8 protein-coding genes are annotated in these 12,879 nt (G+C 60.0%); 6 read left to right on the forward strand and 2 right to left on the reverse strand.

What is annotated here, in order from left to right; translation table 11 throughout:
* Window positions 1–88 precede the first annotated feature (88 nt).
* From AU182_RS00250 to pulA, 6 genes are all read left to right on the forward strand, one after another.
* Entirely contained in the window at window positions 89–2,716 is a 2,628-nt protein-coding gene (locus AU182_RS00250) for an LPS-assembly protein LptD (protein WP_066959249.1), read from the forward strand.
* A gap of 14 nt (window positions 2,717–2,730) precedes the next feature.
* Window positions 2,731–4,068 (forward strand): peptidylprolyl isomerase, encoded by a 1,338-nt coding sequence (locus AU182_RS00255; protein WP_227718063.1) that lies wholly within the window; start codon window positions 2,731–2,733, stop codon window positions 4,066–4,068.
* 4 nt (window positions 4,069–4,072) lie between these two features.
* Window positions 4,073–5,074 (forward strand): 4-hydroxythreonine-4-phosphate dehydrogenase PdxA, encoded by a 1,002-nt coding sequence (gene pdxA, locus AU182_RS00260; RefSeq protein WP_066959253.1) that lies wholly within the window; start codon window positions 4,073–4,075, stop codon window positions 5,072–5,074.
* 45 nt (window positions 5,075–5,119) lie between these two features.
* Window positions 5,120–5,941: a 16S rRNA (adenine(1518)-N(6)/adenine(1519)-N(6))-dimethyltransferase RsmA gene (gene rsmA, locus AU182_RS00265; RefSeq protein WP_066959255.1), complete on the forward strand. Its 822-nt coding sequence runs from the start codon at window positions 5,120–5,122 to the stop codon at window positions 5,939–5,941.
* Window positions 5,942–5,954: 13 nt separating this feature from the next.
* A complete protein-coding gene (locus AU182_RS00270; RefSeq protein ID WP_066959258.1) occupies window positions 5,955–6,779 on the forward strand; it encodes a symmetrical bis(5'-nucleosyl)-tetraphosphatase in 825 nt (274 codons plus the stop codon).
* A 329-nt stretch (window positions 6,780–7,108) separates the two neighbouring features.
* Window positions 7,109–10,582, forward strand: a complete 3,474-nt coding sequence (pulA, locus tag AU182_RS00275; protein ID WP_227718064.1) for a pullulanase-type alpha-1,6-glucosidase — start codon at window positions 7,109–7,111, stop codon at window positions 10,580–10,582.
* A gap of 162 nt (window positions 10,583–10,744) precedes the next feature.
* On the opposite strand, the gene AU182_RS00280 is transcribed toward pulA, so the two are convergent.
* Window positions 10,745–11,536: a CPBP family intramembrane glutamic endopeptidase gene (locus AU182_RS00280; RefSeq protein WP_066959259.1), complete on the reverse strand. Its 792-nt coding sequence runs from the start codon at window positions 11,534–11,536 to the stop codon at window positions 10,745–10,747.
* A 262-nt stretch (window positions 11,537–11,798) separates the two neighbouring features.
* Window positions 11,799–12,824, reverse strand: coding sequence for a UDP-glucose 4-epimerase GalE (gene galE / locus AU182_RS00285; protein ID WP_066959260.1), 1,026 nt, complete (start codon window positions 12,822–12,824; stop codon window positions 11,799–11,801).
* Window positions 12,825–12,879: the final 55 nt, after the last annotated feature.

The following is a 12,879-nucleotide window of genomic DNA, read 5'->3' on the forward strand; positions in this document are numbered from 1 at the left end:
GTTCCCTTTTGGGGGCCGCGCAATGCGATCTGATCGCACATTCTCGCCACCAGAACAGATTCTAAAGATAGCTGGAACCAATCACTCGATGCTGGAAGCTTCCCGCTGGCGCCGCCTTGCGCTGGCTATTGGACAATTATCACGCCCGCGCTCCCTCGCTTTCGGCCTGCTCGCTGCCCAGCCCCTGTGGCTGGCGGCGGCGGATGCGGCCGACACCGACTCGCCCCGGGCCTCGGCGGTAACGGGCACCCTATCATCCGACAACCCCTACCTGCACCTGGACTGGTTTTCCAAGTCCCAGTTGGACCCGACCTACCGCCACACGCTGGCGCCGGTGTGTGGCGGCGCGTTTATCGAGCCCCCACGACTGTATCCCAACGCCGACCTGCTGCCGGAACAGGCCCCTCTGCGCGCCACGGCCGACAGCTCTAACTGGCTGGAAGATGGTACCGCGCAGCTGCGCGGCAATGTGCACATTACCCAGGGCTACCGGCAGCTGTTTGCCGACCAGGTCAATGTGAATCGGGCGGAAAGCACCGCCTACCTGAGCGGCGCCATCGAAATGCGCGAACCGAGCCTGCTGGTGCGCGGCAAGGCCGCCGAGATCCATACCGACAGCAAAGCGGCCTCCATCGAAGATGCCACCTACGTGGTGCACGACGAGTTCGTGCATGGATCCGCGCGCTTCGCTTCCCGAGAAGCCAGTGGGGAGCTGATTCTGACCGATGGCAACTACACCCGCTGTGAACCGGACGACGTTTTCTGGAGAATGCGCGGCGGAGAGATCGCCATCGACAATGTGGAACGCCAGGGCACCGCGCGCAATGTGCGCCTGGAAATTGCCGATATCCCGGTGTTCTACTTCCCCTATCTGCGCTTCCCGGTTGGCGATGACCGTATGTCCGGCCTGCTTTTTCCCAGTATCAGCAACAGCGATGAAAACGGCTGGGACATTGCCGTGCCCTATTACTGGAATATTGCCCCGCAGTTCGACGCCACCATTGTGCCGCGCTATGTGCAGTACCGCGGCACCGGTCTGGAGATTGAAACCCGCCACCTGAGCGAATGGTTCAGCACCGAAGCGCGCGCGGCAGGCCTGCCCAATGACAAGGGCGGCGACGATGAGGACGCCCGCCGACTGATCAATGAGGGCTTCCCGGAGGATCTGGTGCTGCCCGCCAAGGGCGAGGACCGCTGGTACCTGAACCTGGACCAGGTTGGTGGCAACGGCGGCCTGTGGCGCACGCGGATCGACTACTCCAAGGTCAGCGACCCGGACTATTTCCGTGACCTGGACAACGCCGAGCTGAAAGTCCCGCAAAACGTGAATGCGCGGGCGCTCACCAACCTCAACCAGACGGCAGAGGCCAGCCTCACCAGTGAACACTGGCGCGCCAGTATCCGCGCGCAGGAATATCAGCAGTTATCCAAAGATCGCTTTGATACCTACAGCCAGCTGCCGCGGATAAATCTGGATGGCAGCTACAAGTGGGGCGACTGGCAGCTGCTGATGAATCACGAGATCACCAGCTTCGACCACGATGACACCCAGACCATCCGCTTTATTGCCGATGTGGACGACCCCAATAGCGTCACCACCAGCACGCGGAATTTTGTCAACGCCACCCGCACCCGCGTGGACTACAGCTTCGGCTGGGACAAACAGTGGCTGTGGGGCTTTTTCAATCCGGAAATTACCGGTATCTACCTGGGGTACGAACTGGCCGACACCTTCCTCGCCGACCCCAGCATGGACACGCCGGAGGCGTCTGCCGGTCAGATCACCATCGACAGCGGCCTGTTTTTTGAGCGCAGCGACACTCTGTTCGACTATGAATATGTGCAGACGCTGGAACCCCGCCTGTTCCTGATGGCCAGCAGCGAAGCCGACCAGACGGACTTTCTCAACGTGAGCACCAGCAACGGCGACGGCGGCAACGACCTGCTCTACGACACCTCGCTGTTTACCTTCAGCTACGATCAGCTGTTCCGCAGCAGCCGCTTCAACGGTAACGACCGCATCGACGACGCCGACCGCGCCGCCATTGGTCTCACCACCCGCTTTGTGGACCCGCGCAGCGGGCGCGACCTGTTCGCCGCCAGCGCCGGCCAGATTTTCTATTCCGAGGCCAGCCGCATCGAACTGGCCCAGTTTATCGAAGATGTGCCGCGCTCGGAGTTTGCCGCACGCCTGGAGAGCCGCCCCACGGACTCCCTGCGCATCAGCAGCGAGGTGATTTATCACGACACCGACCACACCATCAATCGCGGCAACTTCACCCTGCGCTACCTGGATGACGACTACCGACTGTTCAATGTCGGCTACCGCTATCTGCGCAAAGAGGAGAGATTCGACGCCACGGATTCCTTCCTGATACAGGGTCCCGTGCGGCAGGCGGATGTTTCCGTCGCTTGGCCGATCAATGACCGGCTTTCCATCCTCGCCCGAGCCAACTACGATTTCACCTTCGACAGGGAACTGGAATACCTCGCTGGACTCGAATATGACACCTGTTGCTACCGTACCCGGGTACTGTGGCGGCGTGAGCTGGATAATGACCTGGCGGATGTGGTGCCCCCGGAAGAGCTGGAGTTCGATGAAGGTATCTATATTGAACTGCAACTGAAGGGACTCGCCGGCCTCGGAGGTTCGGTTACCCGGATCCTGAGCCAGGGCATTGCCAACTTTGAACAACGAGAAGTACTGAAACAGTGATGACAATAATGCAGATGTTCACCCCTCTTCGCCGCGGCCTGTTGGCCTGCGCCGCCCTGTGCGCGCTGGCCCTGCCCGCCACTGCGCAGGTACAAAAACTCGACCGGGTTGTCGCGGTGGTCGACGACGATGTCGTCATGGCCAGCGAGCTGCAACAGCGCATGGATACCATCACCCAGCAGATCGCTGCGCAAAATGTGCAGGCACCCCCCATCGATATCCTGCGCCGCCAGGTGCTGGAGCAACTGATCGTCGAGCGCCTGCAACTGCAGATGGGGGCCCGTGCCGGTGTCACCATCGCCGAGGAGGAGCTGGATCAGGCCATCGCCCGGGTTCAGCAGAACATGGGGGCGTCCCCCCAGGAGTTTCAGCGCAAGCTCGAAGCCGACGGCATCTCCAACAATGCCTTCCGCCAGCAGATCCGCCAGGAACTGATTATCCGTCGCGTCGAGCAGGGCAGTGTCGGGCGGCGTATCCAGATTACCGACCAGGACATCAACAACTTCCTGCGCTCGAAAGAGGGCGAATTCTGGAAGTCGCCGCAGTATCAGCTGGGCCACATCCTGATCCCGGTCAGCTCCAGCGCCCCCGCTGAAGATGTGACCGCAGCGCGCGCCAAAGCGGAATCCATTTACGAAAAGTCCACCAACGGTGAAGACTTCCGCGCCCTGGCCATTTCCAACTCGGCCGGCCAGAACGCCCTGCAGGGCGGTGACCTGGGGTGGCGCAAGACGGTCGAACTGCCGACCCTGTTTGCCGATGCACTGGAAGGCCTGAGCGTGGGCGATACCACCAAGCCATTCCGCAGCGATGCCGGTTTCCACCTGCTCAAAATTCACGAGCAGCGCGGCGCTGCAGAGCAGGTGGTGGAGCAGACCAAGGTGCGCCATATCCTGGTGAAAACCTCGGCCATCCGCGACGACGATGCCGCATACAAACTGCTCACAGACCTGCGGGAAAAAATCAGCGCCGGCGAACTCAAGTTCGAAGATGCCGCCAAAGATAATTCCGAAGATATCGGCACCATGCTGCAGGGCGGCGACCTCGGCTGGTCCATGCCAGGCCAGTTTGTGCCCGAGTTTACCCAGGCCATGAACAACACCCCGGTCGGCGAGATCAGCTTGCCGTTCCGCAGCCAGTTTGGCTGGCACATCCTGCAGGTTGAAGGTCGCCGCCAGCAGGACATGACCGACCAATACATCCGTAACCAGGCCGCCAACCTGCTGCGCAACCGCCGTTACGAGGAAGAGCTGCAGAACTGGCGTCAGGAAATCCGGGACCAGGCCTACGTCGAAATCAAGCTGCCGGAACTGAAAGAACCCGCCGCCGACGAAGCCGGGGAAAACCAGTAACCGGATGACCCCTCGCATCGCCCTCACCCCCGGCGAGCCCGCCGGGATCGGCCCGGAGCTCGCCGTCAAACTGGCCTGCGCCGGGCGTCCGGCGGATATCGCGCGGGCACAAATCGTCGCCATTGCCGACCCCGAGTTACTGCAACAGGAAGCCGCCAGGCAGGGCAAGCCGCTACAGCTGCTGCCCTTCGATCCCAGCGAGCCTCCTGCCGCCACCCCCGAGGGGGCCCTGTACCTGCTGCCGGTGTCCCTCGCCGCTCCCGCCCACGCCGGCCAGCTCAACAGCGCCAACGGCCACTATGTGCTGGAAACCCTCGAGCGCGCCGCGCAGGGCTGCCTCAACCGCACCTTCGATGCCGTAGTCACCGGCCCGGTGCACAAAGGGGTGATCAACGAATCCGGCACACCGTTTAGCGGCCACACCGAGTTCTTTGCAGAACAGGCGGGTGTGGAGAAAGTGGTGATGATGCTGGCGGCCGACGACCTGCGGGTGGCACTGGCCACCACCCATATTCCCCTGAAAGATGTGAGCAGCGCCATCAGTGCCGACACCCTGCAGCAGGTGTTGACCATTCTGCACCGCAGCCTGCAACAGCAGTTCCGTATCGAACACCCCCGTATCGGCGTGTGCGGCCTCAACCCCCACGCCGGTGAAGGCGGACACCTGGGGCGGGAAGAAATCGACGTGATCACGCCAGCACTCGACACCCTGCGCGGTCTCGGCCTCAATCTGATCGGCCCACTGCCCGCCGACACATTGTTTACCCCGCCACAACTGGCCCGCTGTGACGCGGTACTCGCCATGTACCACGACCAAGGGCTGCCGGTGTTAAAATTCAAGGGATTCGGGCGCGCGATCAATATCACCCTGGGGCTGCCGTTTATCCGCACCTCCGTGGATCACGGCACGGCACTTAATATTGCCGGGCAGGGAATCGCCGATAGCGGCAGCCTACTGGCCGCCGTCAGCCAGGCCATTGAACTGGCCCAACTGCGCGCCATTTAACGACGACACAGCGCGCCCTAACTTTTTACCCATACGAACAGCTTCATGGACAACTTTTTCCAACACAAAGCGCGCAAGCGTTTCGGCCAGAATTTTCTCGTCGACGAAAACATCATCGAACGGATCGTGCGCGCCATCGGCCCCAAGGACACCGACAAGCTGGTGGAAATTGGCCCCGGTCAGGGTGCCATTACCGCCCTGCTGCTGGACAAGTGCCCGTCACTGACTGCGGTGGAACTGGACCGGGATTTGATCCCCATGCTGGAATTCAAATTCCGCGACTACCCGGATTTCACCATCATCGAAAAAGATGCGCTCAAGTTCGACTTTGGCAGCCTGGCACAAGGGGATGGGGAACAACTGCGCATCGTGGGCAACCTCCCCTACAACATTTCGACTCCACTGCTGTTTCACCTGCTGAGCTTCCGCGGCAAGATTCAGGACATGCACTTTATGCTGCAGAAGGAAGTGGTGGACCGCCTGAGTGCGGTGCCCGGGGTGAAAGCCTTTGGCCGACTGAGCGTGATGACCCAGTACCACTGCCGCGTGCAGGGGTTGTTTCCGGTACCCCCGCAATCTTTCCGCCCGGCACCCAAGGTCGACTCCGCCATCGTGCGTCTGGTACCACACCAGAGCCTGCCGTACCCAGCCGAGGACGAAGAGCTGCTGGAGCGCATCGTCAGTGTCGCCTTTCAGCAGCGCCGCAAGACCCTGCGCAATGCCCTGAAACCGCTGTTCCCGGACCTCGACCCGGAACAGCTGCCGGTAGACACCAGCCGCCGGCCGGAAACCCTCGGCGTGAAGGAATATGTGGAGCTGGCCAATTACTGCAGCCAGTTGTCCGCGCCCGAATCACCGAAACCATAAGCGGGAGCCTCACTTGGCAACCTATGCAATTGGCGATATTCAGGGCTGCCTGGAACCGCTGCAACGACTGCTAAAGAAAGTCCACTTCCGCCCGGACAAGGACAAGCTGTGGCTCGCCGGTGACATGGTGCACCGCGGCCCGGACAGTCTCGGCACCCTGCGCTTCCTGTACGAGCACCGCAGCCAGGTCACCGCCGTACTCGGCAATCACGACCTGCACCTGCTTGCCATCGCCCACGGCGCCAAACGCCTGACCGACAAGGAGCATGACCTGGCGGAAGTGCTGCGCGCAAAGGACGCCGATAAGCTGCTTGGCTGGCTGCAAAAGCAGCCACTGATGGTGCACAAGAAAGTCAATGACAAGTACTTTTCTATGGTGCATGCAGGCATCCCGCCCATGTGGAGCATGAGCAAGGCGTTGGAACTGGCGGGCGAGGTACACAGAACCCTGCAGGACCCGGCCATGGCGGAGGCCTACTTCTTTGGCATGTATGGCAATGAACCGCACAAGTGGAGCGACCACCTGATCGGCGTCGAGCGACTGCGCTCCATCACCAACTATTTCACCCGCATGCGCTTCTGCAAGGAAGACGGCACCCTGGACCTGGTGACCAAGCAGGGCCCACTGGCGGCCCACCACGATTACAAACCCTGGTTCAGTTATAAGAACCGTAAAACCAAAAACGACCGGGTGATCTTCGGCCACTGGGCGGCGCTGGAGGGTGAAGCGAACACGAAGAATGTGTACGCGCTGGATACAGGGTGTGTGTGGGGTGGATATCTCACCGCCCTGCGGCTGGAAGATGAATCATTTTATTGTGCGGATTGCACCCCATAGACCGGGCGCCCGTGCCACACAGCCCCTTTCGCTCGCCGATAGCTAGCCGACACCTACAAACCGCCCGGCAGGCGTAACCCCCGCAAGCAGCTACACCCTGCGCCCTTTCTCTCATCCCCCACCACCCCTGATTACAATTTCCTCCTCCCCCTCCGGGTGGGATGCCGTTTGATCACGCCTGGCCTCTAATCAATTTTCCGATTTTGTACATGCAATCAGCACCCGTCGGTTTGAGGGGGCGCATGTAGCGATGGTGTGTCCGCTTGCGGCGAACAACAACGGCGCAGGCTGGCAGAAAATTAATAATAGAAACAATAAGGTCATACAGCATGCAAGCTTCCTCGCGCACGCGCGGGCGCAAACGTCGCGCCTGTCATATTCGTACGGTCTCTCTTCTGGCGATCGCTATCTCCGCCTCGGCCGGTAGTACTGCCCAGACTACAAACTCCGAACTTTCCCTGGTCAATATTCCCGGCACGATCCAGACCCCGATCGGGTGCGCTGGCGACTGGGATCCAGCCTGCGAAGCGTCGCAACTGAGCTACGATGCGAACGATGATCTGTGGCGAGGCACCTACACCCTGCCCGCGGGTGATTACGAATACAAAGTGGCGATCAACGGATCCTGGGACGAAAACTACGGCGGCTACGCCGATGCGGGCGGCGGCAATATCCCGCTGAACCTCGCAGCCGAGCGCTCGGTTACATTCATCTATGACCACGCGACCAACTGGATTGCAGACAACGTAAGACACTCCATCGTCACCGCAGCGGGTGACTTTCAGAGCGAACTGGGCTGCCCCGGGGACTGGCAGCCCGATTGTCTGCAGACCTGGCTCCAGGACGTAGACGGCGACGGCATCTACACCTTCATTACCGATGCGCTACCCGCTGGTGATTACCAGATGAAAGCGGCTCTGAATGAGGGCTGGGATGAAAGTTACGGCGACGCCAATGGGCAAAATATTGCGTTTACGGCAGAGGCAGGAAAAGAAGTCTATTTTGCCTTCGACAGCAACACAAAAAACGTAGTGGTCAGCACGGACGGTGTCCCCCGTGGTGACCTGACCACCGACAAAGCACACTGGGTCGATAGCAACACCATCGTATGGCCGGTTACCCTGCCCGAAGGTGGCAGCGCCCAATTGGTGGCGAGCACGAGCGCCACACTGACCCTTGGCCCGGATGGTGTCACCGGCGATACCGCAATTCCCCTGACCCACAACGCCGGCGGCCCGGCCGAAGCGGTCAGCGAAAAATTCCCGCACCTGGCAAATGCCACCACCTTCACGGTACCGACCGACGCCGATATCCATGCACTGGTTAAAGGCCAACTGGCCGTGGCAATTTTCGATGCCGAAGGTACGATCGTCGATGCCACCGGCGTGCAAACACCGGGCGTGCTGGATGCACAATTCGCCTACGAAGGGACGCTCGGTGCGATGGTTGGCGAAAACGCCATTGAGTTTGCCCTGTGGGCACCCACGGCAAAATCCGTCAGGGTGCACCTGTTCGACAGCGGCGATCAGTACGCACCGACCACCCAGGTGGATATGACCGAAAACAATGGCGTGTGGACTGCCTCTACCAGTATCGACTGGGACCGCAAGTTCTATATGTACGAAGTAGAGGTCTACTCCTATGCGACACGCAAGATCGAAAACAACTGGGTGACCGACCCCTACTCCCTGAGCCTCTCCACCAACTCCTACAAGTCTCAGATCGTCAACCTGAATGACGATGACCTGAAACCGGAAGGCTGGGACTCGTTGATGAAGCCGGCATTGGCGAAGGCGGAAGATATTTCCGTATACGAACTGCACGTGCGTGATTTCAGCATCGAAGACGACATGGTGAGTGAGCCCGCCCGTGGAACCTTTGCGGCCTTTGCCGAAGACGGTCGCGGCAGCCTGCACCTGGCGGAACTAGCGGCAGCTGGGCTGACCCACGTGCACCTGCTGCCCGCGTTTGACTTCGCTACTGTAAATGAAGCACGCGAGGAACTGAAAACGACTGGCGATCTCAGTGTTTACGCCGCAGACAGCACCGAGCAGCAGGCCGCCGTTAACGCTATCCGCGATGAAGATGGCTTCAACTGGGGTTACGACCCGCTGCACTTCACCGTCCCGGAAGGCAGCTATTCCACCGACCCGAACGGTGTGCAGCGGATTATCGAGTTCCGCGAGATGGTCCAGTCACTGAGTGATATGGGCCTGCGTGTGGTGATGGATGTGGTGTACAACCACACCAGCTCCTTTGCCCAGTACGACAACTCTATACTGGACAAGATCGTTCCCGGCTATTACCACCGTCGTAACGGCGAGGGTTTTGTGGAAATGAGCAGCTGCTGTGCAAACACCGCCAGCGAGCACACCATGATGGAAAAGCTGATGCGCGATTCCATGAAAACCTGGGCCACCGCCTACAAGGTAGACAGCTTCCGCTTTGACCTGATGGGCCACCACAGCAAGGAAAACATCCTGAACGTGGCCAGTGATCTGCAGGCTCTCACCCTGGAGGCCGACGGCGTAGATGGCTCCTCCATGTATCTGTACGGGGAAGGCTGGAACTTCGGTGAGGTGGTTGACGATGCTCGCTTCGTGCAGGCACGCCAAAGCAATATGGCAGGCACCGGTGTCGGTACCTTTAATGATCGCCTGCGGGATTCCGTGCGCGGCGGGAATCCGTTCGGCGGATTCGAGGAGCAGGGTTTTGGTACCGGACTGTTCACCGACAGCAATGGCAAGTTCGGCGGAGACGATGAGCGCGCAACCCTGCTGACACTGGCGGATAAAGTGCGTATCAGCCTCGCTGGTAACCTGGCCGACTATGCACTGGAAACTTCCGTCGGCACCACGTTGACCGGCGCCGAGCTGATCTACAACGGCCAGCCCACAGGCTACACCGGCGACCCGCAGGAGTCGATCAACTACGTTGCCGCCCACGACAACGAAACCCTGTTCGACGGCATCCAGATCAAGGCCAACAGCACCACCACGGTTGCCGATCGAGTGCGCCTGCAGAACTTCAGTACCTCACTGGTGATGCTCGCCCAGGGGGTACCGTTCATACACGCCGGCCAGGAAATCCTGCGCTCCAAATCCATGGACCGCGACAGTTACAACTCCGGCGACTGGTTCAACGCCATCGATTACTCGCTGGCTACCGACAACTGGGGCGCGGGCCTGCCGATTGCCGACAAGAATCAGGACCACTGGGGGCTGATGGCACCGCTACTGGCAAACCCGGATATTGCACCGCAGCAGGCAGATCGTGAGTTTGCGCTGGCGGTATTCAAAGAGTGGCTGCAGATCCGCGCCAGCAGTGGGCTCTTCCGACTGCCGACAAAAGAAGCGGTTCAGTCCGTGGTCTCTTTCGCCAACACCGGTCCGGACCAGATTCCCGGCCTGATCGCCATGCACCTGAATGACCCGGCGGGGGAGTTTGATGCGGATACGTCGCAGATTCTGGTGCTGTTTAACGGCGGCGCAGAGGATCAGGAATTCACCCTCGCCTCTGCCACCGACCTGCCCTTCACTTTGCATGAGGTGCAGCAGGCATCCGCGGATACGGCACTGGCAACTGCTTCCGTCACCGACGGTGTGTTCACGGTACCGGCGCGCACCACTGCGGTATTCAGCCTCGCGCGGGAAGACGACAGTTCAATCCCGGAAGATGAGGAAGACACCGACCAGGGTGAAGATGAGAATGAAGACGAAGGCAATGACTCCAGTGGTGGCGCCACCGGCTTTGCCCTGCTGGCTCTTCTCGCCGCTGCCCTGCTGCGTCGCCGCCGTATCTAAACGACGCTTCGCTCACAGCTAATAAAAAACCCGGCTTTTCGCCGGGTTTTTTATTCATTCCATACGCCGATCGATAGGCCCTCGGCCGGGTAGGAAAGGTGAATCACTCACGATCACCTCCACCTGCTGCAACCACAGGTCCGGATTTGATTCGGTGCGCGGTTACAAGATTCCCAGATACAGCACCACAATCGCCGCAACAAGGTTGTTACATAAATGCAACAGCATAGGCAGCAGTACACTGCCGCTTTTTTCCCGCGTAAATCCGAGAATTAATGCGAAAGCGAAGATGAAACCAAGCTGCACCAGGTTGTACTGGCCCCAGTGCAGCAGGGTAAACAGCACAGAGGTCAGCAGCAGGGTGCCGCTAAAGCCCAGGCGGGTGTTGCGCCAGGCCTGGAACAGGTAGCCGCGGAAAACCAGCTCTTCCAGTAGCGGTGCGGCAATGACCAGAACCAGCGCGAGAAGCAGGTGCTTGCTACCCGCCAGGGTCTGCATGAAATCGCCCGCGTCAATCTCGAACAGGCGGTACACGATAAATTGCGTGGCGAGAAATGCTGCCAGCACTGCGAGCCAGGGCAGTATTTGGTTCACGGGGAATGCGCGGATAGCCAGGGTCTGGCCAGCGCTCTGATGTTTAAAACGGGAAACTAGTAGCAGCACCGGCAGGATGAGTGCGAACTGCGCCAGATACATGCCAGCCATGGCACCGGGAGTAGCGGCGTGGGCGGCGACCTGGGCTTGGATCACCGCGGGGTCCATCACTTGCCCCTGCGCGCCCAGCTGTGCACCGAGATAGCCGCCGTAGCCTGCGATATAGAAAAATACGCCGATAAAATGCAGCAGCGCGAACACCACCAGCCAGCCCGTGGCACGCCATGGCGCGGGTACGACTTGTTCAGAGGTGAAATGTTCGCTCGGGTCGCCGGCGGGGGAGGATGCGGTATGTTCCATGACGATTCCTGTGTTCCTTTTGATGATTTCCTTTGCCAGCCGGTCATCCAGTCCGGCAAAGCTACCGGCGCATGATTATTCGAATTTGCGCAGACTTCAACAATCTGCCATTACACGCCATTACACAGATTCGCTCACCCCAGGCCTTCATTGAGACGATCGCACCAAGTACACAACAAAAACAAAAACGGGCCCGCAGGCCCGCTTGATGATCCCATTGAGATCCGGCATCCGCCGCCCGATCGTGGCAGACGCCAGTGCGCTACTCCGCATACCCCTTGGGGTTCTGCGACTGCCAGCGCCAGGTATCCTCCACCATACGTTTCAGGCCGAGCTCGGTTTTCCAGCCTAACTCCTGCTCTGCATAGGTGGGATCGGCATAACACGCGGCGATGTCACCGGGGCGACGGGGAACCACTTTATAAGGGATCTCTTTATCCGCAGCCTCGGCAAAAGCGCGCACAATTTCCAGCACCGAGCTGCCGCGACCGGTACCCAGGTTGTAGGTGTAGCAGTCTGCCGCAGTATCGGCCCGCTGCAGCTTGTTCAGCGCCGCGAGATGACCGCGGGCGAGATCGACCACGTGGATGTAGTCCCGCACACCGGTGCCGTCGGGGGTGGGGTAGTCGTCGCCAAACACCTGCAGCTGGGGCAGGCGGCCCACAGCGACCTGGGCGACGTAAGGCAGCAGATTATTGGGGATACCCGCGGGGTCCTCGCCAATGGTGCCGCTCTCGTGGGCGCCAATGGGATTGAAGTAGCGCAGCAGGCTCACCTTCCACTGGTTACCCGGAGCCTTGCACAGGTCCCGCAACATATCTTCCACCATCAGCTTGCTGGCGCCGTAGGGGTTGGTGGCCCCGGTGGGGAAGTCTTCGCGAATGGGCACCGTCGCCGGGTCGCCATAGACCGTGGCCGAGGAACTAAAAATCAACTGGCGCACACCAAACTCTTCCATGACCTCACACAGAGTGAGGGTGCCCGCAACATTATTCTGGTAATAGCGCAACGGAATGGAAACTGATTCGCCAACCGCCTTGAGTCCGGCGAAGTGAATTACCGCAGAGACATTGTGTTCGCGAAAAATGTTGCGCAGGCCTTCGGCGTCCTGAATATCCACCTGGTGGAAAGGCACAGACTTGCCGGTTATAGCCTCGACCCGGCGCAGGGCTTCTTCGCTGCTATTGCAGAGATTATCCACCACGACGGGCTCAAACCCTGCCTGCAGTAGCTCGACACAGGTATGACTGCCAATATACCCGGCGCCCCCGGTTACCAGAACTTTCATGATCTTCCTTTTCTTTGGATTTACAGTCGCGTACTTGCGCGATTTTCAGGTCAGG

Source organism: Microbulbifer sp. Q7 (assembly GCF_001639145.1).
In the GTDB taxonomy this organism is placed as follows: Bacteria; Pseudomonadota; Gammaproteobacteria; order Pseudomonadales; family Cellvibrionaceae; genus Microbulbifer.

Bases quoted from the DNA above. Each gene is read 5' to 3' on its own strand.
- AU182_RS00280 (WP_066959259.1), bottom strand. From the start codon at position 11,536: ATGGAACATACCGCATCCTCCCCCGCCGGCGACCCGAGCGAACATTTC.
- rsmA (WP_066959255.1), top strand. From the start codon at position 5,120: ATGGACAACTTTTTCCAACACAAAGCGCGCAAGCGTTTCGGCCAGAAT.
- AU182_RS00255 (WP_227718063.1), top strand. From the start codon at position 2,731: ATGTTCACCCCTCTTCGCCGCGGCCTGTTGGCCTGCGCCGCCCTGTGC.
- galE (WP_066959260.1), bottom strand. From the start codon at position 12,824: ATGAAAGTTCTGGTAACCGGGGGCGCCGGGTATATTGGCAGTCATACC.
- pulA (WP_227718064.1), top strand. From the start codon at position 7,109: ATGCAAGCTTCCTCGCGCACGCGCGGGCGCAAACGTCGCGCCTGTCAT.
- AU182_RS00250 (WP_066959249.1), top strand. From the start codon at position 89: ATGCTGGAAGCTTCCCGCTGGCGCCGCCTTGCGCTGGCTATTGGACAA.
- pdxA (WP_066959253.1), top strand. From the start codon at position 4,073: ATGACCCCTCGCATCGCCCTCACCCCCGGCGAGCCCGCCGGGATCGGC.